Origin of the sequence: Pseudomonas sp. (assembly GCF_030696055.1) — a bacterium.
GTDB lineage: Bacteria > Pseudomonadota > Gammaproteobacteria > Pseudomonadales > Pseudomonadaceae > Aquipseudomonas.
Map to the genome: position 1 here is coordinate 1 of NZ_JAUYNP010000197.1, position 19,203 is coordinate 19,203.

Here is a 19,203-nt window from a genome sequence, read left to right on the forward strand (position 1 = left end):
GGCGCTGATGGGCCTGATCGAGGCCCCCGGCCTGGTCCAGGCCGACAGCCTGCAGTTCGACGGCACCGACATGCTGCGGCTCAAGGGCCGCCAGCGCCGGCATATAGTCGGCAAGGACCTGTCGATGGTGTTCCAGGACCCCATGACCGCCCTCAACCCCAGCTTTACCGTGGGTTTCCAGATCGAGGAAGTGCTGCGCCAGCACCTGGGTCTGAAAGGCCAGGCCGCTCGCGCCCGCGCCCTGCAATTGCTCGAGCGGGTGGAAATCCCCGCCGCCGCCAGCCGCCTGCATGCCTACCCGCACCAGCTGTCCGGCGGTATGAGCCAGCGAGTGGCGATCGCCATGGCGATCGCCGCCGAACCCAAGCTGCTGATCGCCGACGAACCCACCACGGCCCTGGATGTGACCATCCAGGCGCAGATCATGGACCTGCTGCTCGACCTGCAACGCGAACAGGCTATGGGCCTGGTGCTGATCACCCACGACCTCGCCGTGGTCGCCGAAACCGCCCAACGCGTGTGCGTGATGTACGCCGGGCAAGCGGTGGAAATCGGCAGCGTGCCGCAGCTGTTCGACGCGCCGAGCCACCCCTATACCGAGGCGCTGCTCAAGGCCATTCCCGAGCACAGCCTGGGCCAACGGCGCCTGGCCACCCTGCCCGGCATAGTGCCCGGGCGCTACGACCGGCCTCTCGGTTGCCTGCTGGCGCCGCGCTGCCCCTATGTGCAGCCACATTGCCGCGAGCAGCGGCCGAGCCTGGATGCTCACGCACGCGGCGCGGTGCGCTGCTTCTACCCGCTTAACCTGACTGCGGAGGTGGCCTAATGAGCGCTGTCCTGACTGCCCGAGACCTGACCCGCCACTATGAAATCTCCCGCGGCCTGTTCCAGCCCAGCGCCCAGGTGCAGGCGCTGAACGGCGTGTCCTTCGAACTGCAAGCCGGCAAGACATTGGCCGTGGTCGGCGAGTCCGGCTGCGGCAAGTCGACCCTGGCCCGCGCCCTGACCCTGATCGAGCAGCCCAGCTCGGGCTCCCTGCAGATCGCCGGGCAGGAGGTCACGGGCGCCAGCAAGGCGCAACGCAAGCAACTGCGCCGCGACGTGCAGATGGTGTTCCAGAACCCCTACGCCTCGCTCAACCCGCGGCAGAAGGTCGGCGACCAGCTGGGCGAACCGCTGCTGATCAACACCGCGCTGTCGCGCGCCGAACGCCGCGACAAGGTGCAGGCGATGATGCAGCAGGTCGGCCTGCGCCCCGAGCATTACCAGCGCTACCCCCATATGTTTTCCGGCGGCCAGCGCCAGCGCATCGCCCTGGCCCGGGCGATGATGCTGCAACCCAAGGTGCTGGTGGCGGACGAGCCGACCTCGGCCCTGGACGTGTCGATCCAGGCCCAGGTGCTCAACCTGTTTAGGGACCTGCAGGAGGAGTTCAACCCCGGCTATGTGTTTATCTCGCACAACCTCTCGGTGGTGCGGCATGTCGCCGACGAGGTGCTGGTGATGTACCTCGGCCGCCCGGTGGAGATGGGGCCGAAGGAGCTGATCTACAGTCGCCCGCTGCATCCCTATACCCAGGCCCTGCTGTCGGCGACCCCGACCATCCATCCGGACCCGAGCAAGCCGAAGATCAAGATCCGCGGCGAGCTGCCCAACCCGCTGGCGCCCCCCAGCGGCTGCGCCTTTCACCAGCGCTGCCCCTATGCCAGTGCGCGCTGCAGCAGCGAACAACCGCAGCTGCGCCTGCTCGATGCGCGGCAGGTGGCCTGCCATCATGCGGAAACCATCAACGGCTAAACGCTGGTCATCTAGACGCCCGCCCTGCGCCCGCAGGGCGTTGCCCCCCGCCCCGGCCTGACCGCACAGCTTTTGAACTATGCTGATTAGTTAGCGGTTAACGGGCTGTTGGAGGTCACGGGAGCGCCGAAATGTCACCCGATCTGTTGTTTGCCGATGAGCCAGAGGCCGCGCCTGAATTGCCGCGCTTAACGCCTTGGCAAGTGCTGATCGTCGATGATGAGCCGGCCATGCATAAAGTTACCCAATTGGTCATGAACGATTTCGAGTTCGATGGCCGCCAGCTGGCCTTCCTCAATGCCTACAGCGCCGCCGAGGCGCGCGAACTCTTGGCCAGCCGCCACGACATTGCCCTGGTGCTACTCGATGTAGTGATGGAAACCGAACATGCCGGACTGGATTTGGCGCGCTGGATCCGCGAAGACCTGGGCAACCCCAATGTGCGCATAGTGCTGCGCACCGGCCAGCCCGGCCAGGCCCCGGAAGAACTGGTGATCAAGGCCTACGACATCAATGACTACAAGGAAAAAACCGAGCTCACCCGCAGCAAGCTTATTTCGGTGTTCTACGCCGGCCTGCGCGCTTATCGCGACCTGATGCGCCTGGAACTGGCGCGCCAGGGTCTGCGCCGGACCATCGATGCGATCTCGGCGATTTACGACTCACAGAACCTGCGCGCCTTTGCCTCCGCGGTACTGGAGCAGCTCAACCAGCTGCTCAACTTCAATGGCGAGGGTCTCTGCGTCAGCCGCCTGGAAACCTACACCGCCTGTTCCGCCGAGGGCCATATGAAAGTGCTGGCGGCTACCCAGGCGTACTCGCGGCTGCACATCGACGCGGATGTGCAGGAGCTGCCAAGCGAAATACAGCAGGCGCTGCAACGCACCTTGCAGGAGAAGCAGCACCACTTCGGGGAAAGGTATCTGGCCTGCTATTACCGCAGCAAGTCCGGCAGCGAGACCGTGGTGTACATGTCCTTCGCCGATTGCATCGAGGATGAGGCGCGCGAACTGCTGGAGATCTTCACCGCCAACGTGGCCATCACCTACGAGACCCTGTTGTTGTGCGTTGATCTGGAGGAGACCCAGCGCTCCACCATCTACATCCTCGGCGAGGCCGTGGAGAAGCTCTCCAAAGAAACCGGCGCGCATGTCAAACGGGTGGGTGAAATTGCCGCCCTGCTCGGCACCGCCCTGGCCTTGCCGGAGCGCGAAGTGGCCGATCTGCGCCAGGCGGCGCCCCTGCATGACGTCGGCAAGATCGGCATTCCGGATGCGCTGCTAAGCAAGCCGGGCAAGCTCGACGCCGAGGAGTGGGCGGTCATGCAACAGCACGCCCGGCTCGGCTATGAACTGCTCAACAGTTCCGACAAGCGGGTCCTGCAGTTGGCCGCGGTGATCGCCCACGAGCATCACGAGCGCTGGGATGGCACGGGTTATCCGCGGCAACTGGCCGCGCAGCAGATCCATATCGCCGGGCGTATCGCGGCGCTGGCCGATGTGCTCGATGCGCTGGTGAGCACCCGCTGCTACAAGGCGCCCTGGCCCCTGGAGCAGGCGCTGGAATATGTCGGCAATGAGCGCGGCGGACACTTCGATCCGCACCTGGTCGACCTGCTGTTGCAGCGCCTGGAATTGTTGCAGGACATCTATCGGCGCTATCCCGCTAACTAAGCGCCTGCTGGGCCTGCGCAGCGCTATTGCATAAGTCTGCGGCAGGCGCCCAAGCACGCGGCGCAGTAATGGGGATGGCCATGGCGCTCGGCAGAGAGCCTGTTCAAAGGCTCGCGAGCTAGAGGCAGACAAGGCAAAAATGGCCGAGGGAGCGGAGTTTACTCGCTGTAAATGAGCATCCCGAGGCCATTTTTAACGCAGTCAGCCCGACGCGCAGCAGGCTTTGAACAGGCTCGTACCCTTAATCCCGGACGCTCTGGTTGCGGGCGTCCCAGTGCGACAGGTTGCAGTGGAGGCACTATGGCTGCGAATCAACAGCTGTTTGATGAAATTGACCGACGCAAGCTGGCGGAGGTGGCGCTGCGGCATATCACCGATACCACCTCGCGGGCGCGTGGCGATGACTTCTTCCGCGTGCTGGTGCGGGAGATGGCCGCCGCGCTGGAGGTGTTCTATGTGATAGCCGGGCGCCTCGTCCACGACGAACAGGGCCAGGAATTCAATCAGACCCTGGCGATATGGGCCGGCGAGGACTTCCTGCCAAATATGCGCTATGGCCTCGAGCACACCCCCTGCAGCAATGTCGCCGACCAGAGCATGTGCTTTCACGCCAGCAATATTTGCCAGGAGTTCCCGCTGGATACCTTGCTCGTCGATATGCAGGCCGAGAGTTATATCGGCATGCCGATGATCGATACCCAGGGCAAAACCCTCGGCATTCTGGTCGCCCTGGACAAGCGGCCGATGGATGAGAACAAGCGCTTACTGGCCTTGTCGCTGCTGTCGATCTTCGCCGCCCGCTGCGCTGCCGAACTGCAGCACCAGGATCGCGAAGAGGCCCTGGAGCGCATAGTCGAAGAGCGCACCCAGGTCTTGCGCCAAGCGCAGGGCAAGCTGATCGAGCAGGAAAAGATGGCCGCCCTCGGCGCCTTGGTGGCCGGGGTTGCCCATGAGGTGAACACCCCGATTGGCGTGGCCATTACCGCGGCGTCTGGCCTGCGCGAGTTTGCCGCGGTACTGCTGGAGAAACTCGCGGGCGGCGCGGTAAAGCGCTCGGAGCTGCAGGAGTTGGTCAGCCACCTGCAACTGGGGGCGAGCCTGGTTGAGGACAATCTTCATCGCGCCGCCAACCTGATCGGCAACTTCAAACAGTTGGCCGTGGATCAGAGCAACCTGCAGATCAGCGACTTCGATCTGGCCGAGTATATCGGCAGCATCTTTACCGCCCATGGCCCCGAGTTGAAGAAGGCGGGAGTCAGCCACTCGCTCGAGCTGCAACCTGATGTGCGCGTGCACCTGCCGGCCGGGAAAATAGCCCAGCTGCTGTCCAACTTGATCATGAACAGCCTCACCCACGCCTTTACCGACACAGCGCCGGGCAGCATCAGGGTCAGTGGCCGGGTGCAGGACGGTCAGGTTCACTTGTTGTTTGCCGACGATGGCGTGGGCGCTCCGGCAGCCGTGCGGGCGCGCATGTTCGAGCCCTTCTTCACCACCCGTCGCGGGCAAGGCGGCTCCGGGTTAGGCATGCATATCGCCTACAACATAGTCACCAGCCTGGGCGGCGAGATTGCTCTAGCCGACAGCGCGCGCGGCCTGGCTATCGCCATTCGCCTGCCGCTGCGGTTAGAGGCTTAACCTAATACACCACCTACCAGGGCTACACAGTGCCGAACCACTGCGCGGTAAGTGGCTTGCCTGTGCGCGGAAAAAATCAACGGGTAAGCGCTGACTCTGCAAAAGCGGCGCAGCCTTGCTCGCAATCTTCAATGATGGCGGGAACCGCTTGCGGCTCCCGCGGGTATAACACCTTGCGGCTGGCTCGAAATACTTAAGACGAACAAGTCCAAGTCAAGGTCGTTAGATCAAGCAGATAGGCATGCATATTCGGAACTTCCTCACCTTGCGCACCAACCACCTCACCCGCGGCGATACGGATTGCCGACTCACCTAGTGCGCAAGCCTTGTGCTGGTATATCCAACCAGGGTTCTGACCACTGGTCTCAATTTTCTCGATGACCAAGGTGCTGCAATGCAGGCGGAAAACCGGCGTATATCCTGGTATTCGGTCATTGGGATAACCCAGGCAGCCAATGATGTAGATGTAGTCACCGACAACAGTGGCGCTGTGGAAGTCGGTAGGTGGAAACAGATCGCGCGGATATCCATAGATGCTGATGTCACCATGACCGTCGTGTACCACCACATCGTTGTAGATGCAGAAGTCTGGGTCATAGAAATCTTCATGCTCCCCAGCAATCTCGATATAGCGGCCATCCGCTAGGCGGCTAACTGAACAACCGAAGCGCTCGAAACACCAAACCGCCTCTCCATCCTCGTCTCTGTCTTTGCCATCAAATTTAAGCCGCGGCTCCCAAGCACCTGCTCGACAATCCACCATGCCTAGCCAGAACGCTTCATCAAATAGCTCTGGATTACTGGTGCCAAAGCGTCGGTGCTTGGCCGCGCGATAATCGGCTTCATCGACTCGCACTCTTCGATCACCCCGGCAGCCGATAATCTGGCTACGAACGGTGAAGTCGAGATCATCAAGCCTGGCTCCGTATTCAAGCAGCACGCTGGCCACTTCACGCGTGCGGGCACTTGCAATGATCTCTCGATCAAACTGTGCCCCTGCCTGCAACAGTGTCTTGACTGATGCAACCTCCGAGTAGCTAACGGCCTCTGCCAATGCGGTTTTCCCAAACTCATCCTGGGCTTCAAGATCGAAGCCCTGCTCAATTAGCCAGAGCAACATGCCGGTATCTTCGCCGAGAGCGTACATCAGCGGCTGTTTGCCGCATCGTCCTTGATCCCTGCGATCCGCTCCCGAACTCAGCAACAGTTCGGCTTTCGCCACGCTTGCTGTTTGCAGCGCGAGCAACCAAGGAGTGCGCTGCCAAGAATCGCGAGCAGTCAGATCGACACCCGCACTCAGTTGGGCCTGCACGTCCGCCAAGCTCCCCCAGGCGATAGCCTGCATCAGCGCCGTCCACGCCAAAGGTTGCGGGTCGGCACCCGTCGCCAGTAACAGGCGGATCACCTCGAAACGCCCGACCCTCGAAGCAGACAGCAGAGGAGAAGGGCCAAGCTCGGCATGGTTTACCGTCTCGATGTCAGCCCCTCTCGCAAGCAGAAGCTCGATCATCGGCAAAGCAGCGCGCACGCTGAATACCGCGCAGGACAATGCCTCCGTAATATCAGCTCCAGCATCGAGCAACACCGCGACCTTTTCGACACTTCCTGCACGTACTGCGTGTATCAGAGCAGGCGGTGCGCGTCTTTTTCCTGCTTGCCGTACATCCGCTCCCCGTTCAAGTAAAAAGCCGATGGCTGCAACACTCGCAGCGGGCGACGCCGCGGCGCGCATTAACGCGCTGAGACCATCACGATCCAATGCATCTATTCGAGCCCCCTGGGTCAACTCACGGCCCATGCCGGCAATATCGCCAGCCTGGGCGCATTCATGCAGCTTCATATTTTTCGCCTTCCCTGATTAGGCATTTCCTGAAACAACGCTATTAATCGTTACCGCAGTGTTAGCGTCCGAAAAACTGATAGAACTCGCGCAGCTCGGCCTGGGTATCGCTGACGCTGACCGGGGTAAAGCGCAGTTCGTGGTAGGCCGGGCATTGCGCCAGGCGGCTCTGGTCCAGCGGGTGCAGCCAGCCGAGTAGCGGGTAACCGCCCATGGTCTGGTGGTCGGCCTGCAGGATGATCGGCTGACCGTCCGGCGGCACCTGGATGGCGCCGCGGCCGACGCCCAGCGACCACTGCCGCGCGGGTGCCTGCAGGGCCTCGCCGAGCAGGCGCGCGCCCATGCGGTCGGACTGCGGGCTGAGCTGCCAGTGGCGGGCGAAGAAGCCCTGCAGCTGGTCCTCCTCGAAGTGGGCCGCATCGCCGCCGGTAATCACCCGCAGCAAGGGTTTGCAGCTGTAGTCCGGCAGATAGGGCCAGGGCACGCTGGCCTTAAGGACGAAGCTGCCCGAGCGACACGGCAGCAGATCATCGACCTGCAGCTGGGCGCCCTCGCCGTGCAGGCCGCCGAGGTGTTCGCGCTGCTGGGTGCTGACGCTGCCCAATACCGGCTCGACCGAAAAACCGCCGACCACCGCCAGGTAGGCGCGCTGGCCGCTGCGGGCAAAACCCAGCTTGAGGCGCTGCCCGGCCCGCAGCGGCAAACGCGACCAGGGCGGCTGCGGCTCTTCATCCACACACAGGGGCATATCTGCGCCGCAGACCGCCACCCAGGTATCCAGCTCGGCCTGCAGCTCGAGATCGCCCAAGGCGACCTCCAACAGCGGCGTGCCCCAGGGGTTGTGCAGCAGGCGATTGGCCCAGGCCGCCGCGTGCATATCCAGCGGCCCGCTGGGGGACACGCCGAGGTGTTGCCAGCCCCGCCGCCCGCCATCCTGCAACAGGCTCAAGGGGCCGGACTTGAGCACCCGCAGGCCGTTCACAGCTGGCCGCCTTCGGCGACGAAACTGCGTTCATCGATCACCCGGAAGCGCACCAGATCACCCAGGGCCAAGGGACAGGGCGGCACGCGGGCGACATCGAACAGCGGCCAGGGGCAACGCCCCAGCAGGTGCCAACCGCCCGGCGAGCTGTGCGGGTAGATCGCCGTCTGCCGCTCGGCAATCGCCAGGCTGCCCGCCGGCACGGCCAGACGCGGGGTGGCGCGGCGCGGCAGCGCCAGGCGCGGGTGCAACTCGCCCAGATAAGCGAAGCCGGGGGCGAAGCCGATGGCGCCGACGTGGTAGTCGCCCGCCGCATGCAGCTCGATCACCTGGGCGACGCTGAGCCGGCACAGGCGCGCGACTTCGGGCAGGTCCTCGCCGCTATAACAGATGGGGATTTCGTGCAGGCGGCAGGCCAGCTTGCTGGAGGGCTCGTCTATCCAGCGCTCCAGCAGCGGCTTGAGCCGCTCGGCCAGCTGCAGGTGATCGGTGCGGCACAGGTCGTAGTGCAGCAGCAGGCTGGTCCAGCCCGGCACCAGGTCGGTCAAGAACGGCCCCAGCTCACCGCGAATGCGCTCGGTCAGCAGGGCGATGCGTTGCGGCAGCAGCGCGTCCGGCTGCTCGGCCAGCACCAGCAGCAGGGCTTCGGCACCGGCCGGCTCCAGGCGGATCATAAGGCGTCCAGCGCCCCAGCGCGGCGCCGCTGCGTACGACCGCCGGCGCCATTCATTGCAGGCTGTCCAGCCTGGCGCGCAAACGCCGCAGTACGGCCAGTGCATCGGCGTTGTCGCCATGTACGCAGAGGCTGTCGGCGCGCAGCCGCAAGGGCTTGCCGTCGATATCGGCGAAGGGCTCGCCCTGAGCGATCGCCAGGGCCTGACTGAGGATGAGCTCCGGCTTATGGTGCACCGCGCCACTCAAGCGCCGCGGCACCAACTGGCCGTCTGACTGGTAGGCGCGGTCGGCGAAGGCCTCGAACATCAGCGGCACATCGGCCTCGTCGGCCAGTTGCAGTTCGCGGCTGTTGTCGGCCAGCGCCAGTACCATCAGCGGCAAGCCCTTGCGGTACAGGGAGCAGGCCTCCAGCACCGCGGCAAGCAGGGCATCGTCGCGCACCAGGTCGTTGTACAGCGCGCCATGGGGTTTGACGTAGGCCAGTTGGGTGCCGGCGGCGCGGCAGAAGGCATCCAGGGCGCCAAGCTGATAGAGCACCAGCGCCGTCACCTCCTCCGGCGAACAGGCCATATGCCGGCGGCCGAAACCGACCATATCGGGATAGGCCGGGTGGGCGCCTATGCTCACCCCATGCTGCACCGCCAGCTCGACGGTGCGGCGCATGGTCAGGGGATCGGCGGCGTGGAAGCCGCAGGCCAGGTTGGCTTGATCGATCAGCGGCATGGCCAGGGCGTCATCGCCCATGCTCCAGACGCCGAAGCTTTCGCCCATATCGCAGTTCAGCAAGATAGTTTTCATGGGACAAGCTTAGAGCCCCAGCCGCAGTGGCACCAGTAGCCGACGGCACCCGGGCCGGAACTCAGTAGACATCACGGCGATAGCGGCCCTCTTCTAGCAGCGCCTCGAGCGCCACCGACCCCAGCACCTCGCGCAGCACCTGATCGACACCGCCGGCCATGCCCTCCAGGCTGCCGCAGACGTAGATGGCCGCGCCCTCGGCCAGCCACTCGCGCAGTTGCTCGGCGGCCTCGCCCAGGCAGTCCTGCACATAGCGCTTGTGTTCCTGGTCGCGGGAGAAGGCCAGGTCCAGGCGCGCCAAGTCGCCGCTGGCCAGCCAGGCTTGCAGCTCGGCCTGGCAATAGCAGTCATGGGCGGCGTTGCGCTCGCCAAACAGCAGCCAGTTGCGCTGACGGCCCTGGGCAATACGTGCCTTAAGCAGGCTGCGCAACCCGGCCAGGCCAGTGCCGTTGCCAATCAAAATCAGCGGACGCTCATCGCTTGGTCCGTGAAAGCTGCTGTTACGCCGCACCCGCGCCAGCAGCGCTGCAAGCAGCGGCGCCTGCTCGGTCAGCCAGCCGGAGCCCAGGCCGAGCGAGCCGTCTGCGTGCCGCTCTTGGCGCACTATCAGCTCCAGCACGCCGTCCGCGGGCAAGGATGCGATGGAATAGTCACGGCAGCCCAGCTCGGCGGCGTTGCGCGGCAGCACTTCGAGGATATCGCCGGCCTGCCAGGCCGTTGCGTCCAGGGGCTGCAGGCGAACCAGAAAGGTCGACGCTCCGGCGCTGCCCGGATTGAGGCATTCGCGCCCGAGCAGGCGCCACTCGGCGACGGGCTGTTGCGGCGGCGTGGCCACGGCGCTGCCGGTCAGGCTCGCCAGCTGCTGCTGCCAGTTGGCCAAGGCCGCGGCGTCGCCACCATCGACCTGCACCGGGGCGAACAGGCTCTGGGCGCCCTGCTGGGTCAGCCAGCCCTGCACGCGCTGGGCGAAGCCGCAGAACTGCCGGTACTGCCGATCGCCCAGGGCCAGCATGGCGTAGCGCAGATGCGGCAGATCCAGCGTGCGGCCGAGCAGCTGGCGCTCGAAGCCGCGGGCGCTGTCCGGCGCCTCGCCGTCGCCAAAGGTGCTGAGCACAAACAAGGCATTGCGTGCCTGGCGCAGCGCCTGTTCGTCCAGCCTGGCCAAGGGTTGCACGCTGACCGCCAGGCCCGCCGCCTGCAGTTGCCCGGCCGTGCTCCAGGCCAGCTGTTCGGCGAAGCCGCTCTGGCTGGCGAAGCCGATCAGCCAGCTGCCGGCGTTTTGCGCGGGCGCACCCAGCGCCCCGCGGGCGGCCGCGACGGCGCGTTGCTTACGACGGCGATCGAGGTACAGCAACCAGCCGGTGATAAAGAACAGCGGCATGGCCAGGCTGGCGAGCAGCATCAGGATGCGCCCGGGCAGGCCGAAGTAGCTGCCGACATGCAGGGCGTAGAGGCTGGTCAGCAACTGATCGCCAAAAGCGCTCTGCTTATAGCGCTGGTGTCGCCCCGCCGCGCCCGTCTGCGGGTCGAGCGCCAGCTGGTTGAGCGCGCGTTCGTGGGGTGCATCGTCAAGCAGGTAGAACAGAGTGGCAGGCGCACCGGCCGCGGCAGGCAGGCGCAGGTTATAGGCGCTGAGCTGCGCCCCGGCGGCCGCCTGCAAACCGTCCCAGAGCGCCGGGTAATTCACCTCGGGCATCTCGCCAGCGCTGGGCGGCGGGCCACGGCGACCGCGCTCCTGGCCGGCCGGCTCACTGCTGAGCAGCCAGGTCAGGCCTTCGCGATACCAGTCGTAGGACCAATACAGGCCGGTCAACGCGGCGCACAGGTAGAACGCCAGGCACCAGGTACCGGCCACCGCGTGGAGGTCCCAGTTGAACGCGCGGCCGCGCTTGGCCCAATCGAGGCACAGCCAGGCGCGCCAGTTCAAGGCGCGCCGCGGCCAGCGCAGATACAGGCCGGAGAGGCAGAAGAACAGCAGGATCAGGGTACAGGCGCCGGTGATTGGCTTGCCGGTGTCGCCCAGGGCGAGCGCCCGGTGCAGGCGCAGCATCAGCTCGAAAAAGCCCTGCCCACGCGGCTCGGCCAGCAGCTCGGCGCTATAGGGGTCGACATAGCGCATCGCGCCACGGCGCTCACCCGGCGGCGGGGCGAAGTTCACCCGGGCGGCATGGCCGCTGCGCAGTTCCACGTTCAGGCCAACCACCCGCTGCTGGCTGGCGGTCTCGATCCGCGCCACCAGCTCGGCGGGCGCCAGCACGCCACTGCCACGTACCTCGACCCGCAGGGTCTCGGGGTTGAGCGCGCGCAGCAACTCGTCCTGGAACGAATAGGCCGCGCCCGTCACGCCCATCAGGGCCAGCACCAGGCCGGCGCTGATACCGAACAGCCAGTGCAGCTGAAACAGAATTTTCTTCACCATAGAACCGTGCTCACAGCTAGCGCCCCTGATTTCACTCGGGTTGCCTCTTTGTAGGGTGGACATGGCGGAGCCTTGTCCACGACTGGCGGCCTGGATGGCGGACAAGCCTGGCGGCATGTCCGCCCTATGCCTGCTGCATCTCACACCGTAGCCCGGATGAAATCCGGGACCACCATTCCCGGATTTCATCCGGGCTACGCCTGTCGCCACCTCATGCGCTTTATATATCCGTCCAACGCCGCAGCAGGTTGTGGTACACCCCGGTCAGCTGCACGCTGCTGGCATGGCCGGCGCCCAGCTCGCGGTTGAGCTGCTGGATGCTGCTGTCCAGATCGAACAGCAAGGTGCGCTGGCCGTCGTCGCGTACCATGCTCTGCAGCCAGAAAAACGAGCAGACCCGCGCGCCGCGAGTCACCGGATTGACCCGGTGCAGGCTGGTGGACGGGTAGAGGATCAGATCGCCGGCCGGCAGCTTGACGCTATGCGCGCCGTAGGTGTCTTCCACCAGCAGCTCGCCGCCGTCGTACTCCTCGGGGTTGGTGAAAAACAGGGTGGCCGACAGGTCGGTACGGATCTTCTCGCCGGTGCCGCGCACCTCGCGCACCGCGTTGTCCACATGCAGGCCGAACGACTGGCCGCCCTGGTAGCAGTTGAACAGCGGCGGAAACACCTTGTTCGGCAACGCCGCGGAGATAAACAGCGGATTGCGGCTCAGCGCGGCCAGGATCAGCTCGCCCATATGCCGCGCCTGTGGCGAATCCGCCGGTAATTGCAGGTTGTCCTTGGCCATGGCCGACTGGAAGCCGGCGGTGGCCTTGCCATCGATCCACTGCGCCTGCTGGAGCAACTGGCGGCACTCGGCGACCTGCTCGGGGCCGAGGACCTGGGGAATATGCAGCATCATCGCGGTGATCTCCTGATACGCCAAAACCCCGCCGGATGGCGGGGCTCTGGGTTAGTGCGGTTGAAGCCCTAGAACGAGTAGTTGGCGGTCAAGATGGCCGAACGACCGTCGCCGGGAACCAGGCCGCCACTATTGGTCGTAGTGCCGACGTTGGTACGGATGCGATCGTAGTATTCCTCGTCGAACAGGTTATTGACGTTCAGCTGCAGATCCAGCTCCTTGTTGACCTGATAGCCGAGCATGGCCCCATGCACCCAATAGGAATCGATCTTGGCGCGGCTGGCTTGCGGCGGGGTATCGCCGGTGGCCAGGGCCACATTGCGCTGGTCGACGAACTGCGCGCCGTAACCTATCTCGAAATCAGCCGGCAGTTGATAGCTGGTCCAGATACTGAAGGAGCGCGGCGGCGTGTTGGCTAGGGCCTGACCTTCCTGCACTGCGTCCTCACCCGGGGCGGCCTTGAGCAACTCGCTGCTCAGCTGGGTGTAGGAAGCGAAAGCCTGCCATTTGTCGGTGAGCTTGCCGGAGGCGCCCAGCTCGAAGCCCTGTACCCGCTGTTCGCCTTGCAATTCATAGCTGCCATCGACCAACTCGACGCGAGCATTGGTCTTGTCGACGCGGAAGATCGCGGCGTTCAGCGCCAGACGCTGATCCAGCAGTTCCCACTTGGTGCCCAGCTCCCAGGTCTCGTTCTTCTCCGGGTCGAGATTCTGGTTGCCGACATTAAGACCGGTGCCGGTGGTGGCGAGCGCCTGGGCCGAGGGGTTAAAGGAGTTGCCCCAGGCCAGGTAGATGGCGCCGTTCTCCACCGGCTTATAGACCAGACCGGCGCGACCGCTAAGCATCTCGTCGCTCGACTCCAGCTGCGTGCGCACGCCGGTGGCCAGGGTGCGGCTGTCGTTCTCCCCCTCGTAGCGCTCCCAGCGCACGCCCAGGTTGAGGTCCCACTGCTCGCTCAAGGCCAGGGTGTCGAAGGCATAGAGCGCACCATCGGTCAGCTCGGCATCCAGGCTAGCCTTATCGACCTTATTACGCGGCCCCGTGTAATAACCCGGCGGATTATCCAGGTCATACACATCATTGAGGATCACGTTCTGGAAATTGGTGCGCTCCAGGGTCTCACGGGAAACTTCGGCGCCAGTCACCAGGCTATGGTCGATAAAACCGGTGGCGAAGTTCCAGGTCAGGTTGGTCTGGTTGATCGCCAGTTTGGTGGTGGTGTCACGACCGTTGCCGTTGGTTCCTATGCGGTACTTGAACTGGCCCGGGTTGATACCGTTGCCAGCGGTTTGCACATAGCTGCGAGTCACCACGGTGCGGTTATCGGTTTCGCTATAGCGGGCGATATTGCTCAGGCTGACCAGCTCATTGAAGTCATGCTCGAACTTAACGGTCAGTGCATCGACATCGACCTCTTCGGTATCGATATTGCGCAAGCCGAAATAGTCGTCCTGATCGACGCCACCCAGCACCTTGCCGCCAATGGCCGGCAAGCCGTAGTCCGGCAGGTTCTGGTCGGACTGGTGCAGGTAGCTGAGGGTCAGGCGGGTCGGGGTGCCCAGGCCGAAGGACGCGGACGGCGCGATGCCCCAGCGTTCGTAATTGATCTGCTCGCGACCGGCCACATCGTTCTCATGGGCCATCAGGTTAAGGCGGAAGGCCGCGCCTTCGATGCCCTCCAGCGGCTGATTGATATCGGCGGCCAGGCGGTGATAGCCATCGGTGCCGAGGCCAGCCTGCAGGCTATTGCGCGCGCGCAGGCTCGGGGCCTTGCTGACCATATTGATAGAACCGGCGGTGGCGCCGGCGCCGGCATACACCGAGCTCGGACCTTTGACCACCTCGACCATTTCCAGGTTGAACATGTCGGAGCGGGTCATATTGGCGCTGTCGCGCAGGCCGTCGAGCATGATGTTGTTGGTGGCGCTGAAACCACGGATGTTGATGCTGTCACCATAGGCTCCGCCTTCGCCGGCACCGAAGGTGATACCCGAGACGTTGCCCAGTACCTGGCGCAGGCTCAGGGCGTTCTGCTCCTTGATCACGGCGGCCGGCACTACTGTGATGGTCTGCGGAGTGTCCAGCAGCGGCGCGGTGTATTTCGGCGAGGAAGCGCTGTCGACCTTGTATTCCTTCTCTTGCTGCTCCTGCTTGCCCTGCACGTTGACGGCGCCCAGCTCGACGGCCTGGGTTTTCTCGCCAGCAGCGGCCAGGCCGGCGCAGGCATAAGAAGCCACGGCCAGGCCGATGGCGGAAGCCAGTAAACGCCGTTGCGGCAAGCTGGAAGACAACAGACTCATGCTCATAAGAACTACTCTCCATCCGGAATGAGGCGTAATTCTATTTGATAATTACTATCAAACAATAGATATTTCGATTTCAGCGGGAACTTTCCCACTTCCCGCAGCATCCCGGGCACAGCCCTTAAACGCAAAGGCCCGACCACACAGTGTGTGGCCGGGCCTTTATGCAGCGCTTGGGCTCATAGGTAGAAGGATTTCGCGGCGGGCAGCTGAGTTCCACCGCGCTGTAGCTGGTGGTGCAGGCACCAGTGGACCGCCAGTAGAGGCAGTGCCGGTGACCAGACTCACCGGCAGGCCGTACTTGTGGCTCTGCACCTGAGATCGGCGCTGGCGCAGATTGGCCAGGCTCTAGCCGTCTCTCCCCCTTCTTCTCGGTCCAGATCGGGAACCGCTTTCCCCCGGCTATTGTTTCAAAAAACTTACATCAGCAAATAATAATCGTTACCATTAGCGTTCTTTTCTATAGGGAGTTCGTAGGTGACCATTTTTCGTATCAAACCAGCCTGCCTGTCGCTGTTGAGCCTATGCGTTGCTCAGGCCATCCATGCACAGCCAAAAACGGCGCTAGAAGTGCCGGCGACCACGGTGACCAGTACGCAGGAGCAGAGCAGCTACAAGCCGGCCAGCAGCAAGAGCGCCCTGAAGATAGATGCGCCGCTGCGCGATATCCCGCAGTCGGTCAGCGTGATTCCGCAGAGCCTGATCAAGGATCAGGGCGCGCAATCGATGGAGGACGTGCTGAAGAATGTCCCCGGCGTCGGCCTGTCCAACGGCGACGGGCAACGCGACCAGGTCACCATCCGCGGCTTCAGCGCCATCGGTGACCAGTACATCGATGGGATTCGTGACGATGCGCTGTATTTCCGCGACCTGTCGAATATCGAGCAAGTCGAGGTGATCAAGGGGCCTGCCGCCGTCCTCTACGGCCGTGGTTCCTCCGGCGGCCTGATCAACAGCGTGACCAAGAAACCGACCTTCGACCCGCAACAGGAGATCGGCATCAGTCTGGACTCCGAGGGCAAGAAACGCACCCAGTTCGATGCCGGTTGGGCCGACCAGCAGCAGGGCGACAAGGCCTTCCGCGTGACCGGCGCCCTCGAGGACAGCGACACCTTCCGTGACGACGGCTACACCGAACGCAAGGCCATCGCGCCCTCGGCGTTCTTCAAGCTGTCCGACGATCTCGAGCTGAACCTGGGCGCGACCTACCTGTACGACAAGCGCCTGATCGACTTCGGCATCCCCGCCCTAAACGGCCGCCCGGTGCAGGTCGACCGCGACAAGCGCTTCGGTTCGGCCGACCCGGACGACGACTACACCCGCAGCGAGGTGTTCTCCTTCACCGCCGGCATCGACTATCGGCTCAACGACTCCTGGACCCTGTCCAACACCAGCCGTTACTACCATTACGATCTCGACCGCAACAACACCCTGGCCGACTCCGGGCCAAACCGCTTCGTCACCGTCAATGGCGAACTGCGGGTCAAGCTGAACCGCGGCAACGTGCAGCGCAAGGAGGATGGCTGGTTCAACCAGACCGAACTGAAGCAGCAGGCCGAGCTCGCCGGAATGGCCCACAACCTGCTGTACGGCATCGAACTGGGGCGCCAGGACAAGGGCCAGGTGGTGTATAGCCAGAGCAACGTGGCGCAGGTGCCGGTGTACCGCGATGGCCTGGTCGAGGTGCCTTTCCAGGCCAAGAACTTGACGGCCAAGGGCGTCAACAGCCAGGACACCGCCGGGCTCTACGTGCAGGACCTGATCGAGTTGGCCCCGCACTGGAAGGCGCTGCTGGGCGTGCGCTACGACGAGTTCGAGCAGAATTACGACAACGCCCTCAACGGCAGCCGCCTGGCCCGCACGGACCGCACCTGGAGCCCGCGCGCGGGCCTGGTTTACCAGCCGGACGAGATGCAGTCCTACTACGTCTCGGTCAGCCGCTCCTACCAGCCGTCCGCCGAAATGTTCGCCCTGAGCACCACCAACCAGGACCTGGAACCCGAGGAAACCACCAACTACGAGCTGGGCGCCAAATGGGACTGGCTGGACGATCGCCTGTCGGTCACCGCGGCGGTCTTCCGCCTGGAGCGCAGCAACATCAAGACCACCGACCCGGCCAATCCGGCGAAACTGGTGCTGGCCGGCGAGCAGCGCACCGATGGTTTCGAGACCACAGTCAGCGGCAAGCTCGGCGACAAGTGGCAGGTCTACGGCGGCTACGCCTATCTGGATGCCGAAATCGTCAAATCCAACAGCCGCACCAATGGCGTGCCGAACGAAGGCCAGGTGCCGACCCTGACGCCCCGGAACAGCGCCAACCTCTGGCTGGTGCGCTCCTTGGCGCCCGAATGGCGGGCCGGCCTGGGGCTCAACTATGTGGGTGAGCGCTATACCGCACTGGACAACGTGACGAGCATGCCCGGCTACACCACGGCCGATGCGGCCCTGTTCTACGAACTGGAGCAATGGGACATGGCCCTGCGCCTGCGCAATATCTTCGACAAGGAGTATTACGCCTCGGCCCACGGCTCGGTGGACCTGATCACCCCCGGCGCGCCGCGCAGCCTGGAGCTGAGCGCGAACTATCGTTTCTAAGCAGAGCCGCACCGACTACGTCAGCTAACCGCATTAACCAGACGGACTACTAGAAATGACAAAGCCACCCGCGGGTGGCTTTGTCGTTTTCGCTCGCGAGGTCTTACAGGTAGAACGACTTCAGCGGCGGGAAGCCATTGAATTCCACCGCGCTGTAGCTGGTGGTGTAGGCGCCGGTGGACAGCCAGTACAGGCGGTCACCGATAGCCAGGTTGAGCGGCAGGCCGTACTTGTAGTTCTCGTACATGATGTCGGCGCTGTCGCAGGTCGGCCCGGCGATCACCACCTCTTCCATCTCGCCTTTCTTCTCGGTGTAGATGGGGAACTTGATCGACTCGTCCATGGTTTCGATCAGGCCGCTGAACTTGCCCACATCGACGTAGACCCAGCGCTCCACCGCGGTACGCGACTTGCGCGCCACCAGCACCACTTCGCTGACCAGGATGCCGGCGTTGGCGATCAGCGAACGGCCCGGCTCGAGGATGATCTCCGGCAGGTCGTCGCCGAAGTCTTCCTTGAGGAAGCGGATGATTTCCTCGGCGTAGGTTTCCAGGCTGTTGGTGCGGGTGATGTAGTTGGCCGGGAAGCCGCCGCCCATATTGATCAGCTTGAGTTCGATGCCGTCTTCTTCCTTCAGGCGCTCGAAGATCACCTTGACCTTGGCAATGGCCGCGTCCCACACGGAAATGTCGCGCTGCTGCGAGCCGACGTGGAAGGACAGACCGTAGGGCACCAGGCCCAGGTCGCGGGCGAGGATCAGCAGGTCCATGGCCATGTCGGTCTGGCAGCCGAACTTGCGCGACAGCGGCCAGTCGGCGGTGGTCGAGCCTTCGGTGAGGATGCGCACATAGACTTTCGACCCCGGCGCGGCCTTGGCGATATTGCGCAGGTCGGCTTCCGAGTCGGTGGCGTACAGGCGCACGCCCTTCTCATAGAAGTAGCGGATGTCCTTGGATTTCTTGATGGTGTTGCCGTAGCTGATGCGCTCCGGGCCGACGCCGCGGCCCAGCACCTTGTCCAACTCGTAGATAGAGGCGATGTCGAAGCTGGAACCTTTTTCCTTGAGCAGGTCGATGATTTCCACGGCCGGGTTGGCCTTGACCGCGTAATACACCTTGGCGAATTCGAAACCGGCGCGCAGGTCGTCGTAGGCCTGGCTGATAATCGCGGTATCGATCACCACGAAGGGGGTTTCCTGGGTGTCGGCAAACGCCTTCATGCGTTGAAAAGTAGCGGGTGCGTAATAGTCTTCGACCTTGATCGACATGCTCGGGACTCCAGTTGGCGGAACCAGTTAAAACACTTTCAGTCAGGCAAGCGCTGCACAGCAGTCAATTGCCCACCATTTAGGGATGCCCGGCGGTTAACCCGCATGAGCAGAACGTCTGATCAGTTTCCCCACTTTGGTTCGCCTACTTCCCAAGGCATGTCGCCGAGAATCCACTGCTCATCTGTTAGTGAGGAGCCGCAAACCTCTCGTCGTCAGTACTTGAGCCGGATGGATCGTTGCCAGCATGGACGTTCGGCCGCGAACTTTAGGACCAGCAGGCCCTGAGATCAATCAAAAACACACCGGCCT

General features: G+C 63.7%; 13 protein-coding genes and 1 pseudogene. 5 read left to right on the forward strand and 9 right to left on the reverse strand.

The annotated features are described in order from the left end of the window. The 4 genes from Q8Q83_RS11400 to Q8Q83_RS11415 all read left to right on the forward strand — a co-directional run. On the forward strand, positions 1-826 hold an 826-nt coding region (locus Q8Q83_RS11400; RefSeq protein WP_305623790.1), incomplete at its 5' end, for an ABC transporter ATP-binding protein. Further along, positions 826-1,797, forward strand: a complete 972-nt coding sequence (locus Q8Q83_RS11405; RefSeq protein WP_305623792.1) for a peptide ABC transporter ATP-binding protein — start codon at positions 826-828, stop codon at positions 1,795-1,797. The genes Q8Q83_RS11400 and Q8Q83_RS11405, both read left to right, overlap by 1 nt. Before the next feature lie 131 nt (positions 1,798-1,928). Next, complete coding sequence (locus Q8Q83_RS11410; RefSeq protein ID WP_305623794.1) at positions 1,929-3,470, forward strand: DUF3369 domain-containing protein; 1,542 nt, start codon at positions 1,929-1,931, stop codon at positions 3,468-3,470. A gap of 300 nt (positions 3,471-3,770) precedes the next feature. After that, positions 3,771-5,108, forward strand: a complete 1,338-nt coding sequence (locus Q8Q83_RS11415) for a sensor histidine kinase (protein ID WP_305623796.1) — start codon at positions 3,771-3,773, stop codon at positions 5,106-5,108. Between the two features lie 193 nt (positions 5,109-5,301). Here the strand turns inward: Q8Q83_RS11415 and Q8Q83_RS11420 are convergent, their stop codons facing one another. The 8 genes and pseudogenes from Q8Q83_RS11420 to Q8Q83_RS11455 all read right to left on the reverse strand — a co-directional run. After that, positions 5,302-6,948, reverse strand: a complete 1,647-nt coding sequence (locus Q8Q83_RS11420; RefSeq protein WP_305623798.1) for an ankyrin repeat domain-containing protein — start codon at positions 6,946-6,948, stop codon at positions 5,302-5,304. A 61-nt stretch (positions 6,949-7,009) separates the two neighbouring features. Continuing rightward, positions 7,010-7,930, reverse strand: a complete 921-nt coding sequence (locus Q8Q83_RS11425; RefSeq protein ID WP_305623800.1) for a biotin-dependent carboxyltransferase family protein — start codon at positions 7,928-7,930, stop codon at positions 7,010-7,012. Further along, positions 7,927-8,604, reverse strand: coding sequence for a 5-oxoprolinase subunit PxpB (gene pxpB, locus Q8Q83_RS11430; RefSeq protein WP_305623802.1), 678 nt, complete (start codon positions 8,602-8,604; stop codon positions 7,927-7,929). The genes Q8Q83_RS11425 and pxpB overlap by 4 nt, the downstream gene beginning before the upstream one ends. A 52-nt stretch (positions 8,605-8,656) precedes the next feature. After that, the gene (locus Q8Q83_RS11435) at positions 8,657-9,403 is read right to left on the reverse strand and encodes a 5-oxoprolinase subunit PxpA (protein WP_305623804.1); all 747 of its coding nucleotides are present in this window, start codon (positions 9,401-9,403) and stop codon (positions 8,657-8,659) included. A 61-nt stretch (positions 9,404-9,464) separates the two neighbouring features. Next, entirely contained in the window at positions 9,465-11,822 is a 2,358-nt protein-coding gene (locus Q8Q83_RS11440; protein WP_305623806.1) for a sulfite reductase flavoprotein subunit alpha, read from the reverse strand. A gap of 220 nt (positions 11,823-12,042) precedes the next feature. After that, on the reverse strand, positions 12,043-12,726 hold the full coding sequence (locus Q8Q83_RS11445; protein WP_305623809.1) for a Fe2+-dependent dioxygenase: 684 nt from the start codon (positions 12,724-12,726) through the stop codon (positions 12,043-12,045). A 68-nt stretch (positions 12,727-12,794) separates the two neighbouring features. Beyond that, the gene (locus Q8Q83_RS11450; protein ID WP_305623832.1) at positions 12,795-15,026 is read right to left on the reverse strand and encodes a TonB-dependent siderophore receptor; all 2,232 of its coding nucleotides are present in this window, start codon (positions 15,024-15,026) and stop codon (positions 12,795-12,797) included. A gap of 182 nt (positions 15,027-15,208) precedes the next feature. Beyond that, positions 15,209-15,441: pseudogene (locus Q8Q83_RS11455) on the reverse strand (type III PLP-dependent enzyme); the annotation flags it as partial. A 65-nt stretch (positions 15,442-15,506) separates the two neighbouring features. On the opposite strand from Q8Q83_RS11455, the gene Q8Q83_RS11460 reads away from it, so the two are divergent. Continuing rightward, positions 15,507-17,624, forward strand: a complete 2,118-nt coding sequence (locus Q8Q83_RS11460) for a TonB-dependent siderophore receptor (protein ID WP_305623810.1) — start codon at positions 15,507-15,509, stop codon at positions 17,622-17,624. 103 nt (positions 17,625-17,727) lie between these two features. Here the strand turns inward: Q8Q83_RS11460 and Q8Q83_RS11465 are convergent, their stop codons facing one another. Then, positions 17,728-18,891 (reverse strand): type III PLP-dependent enzyme, encoded by a 1,164-nt coding sequence (locus Q8Q83_RS11465; RefSeq protein WP_305623812.1) that lies wholly within the window; start codon positions 18,889-18,891, stop codon positions 17,728-17,730. Between the last annotated feature and the right edge of the window lie 312 nt (positions 18,892-19,203).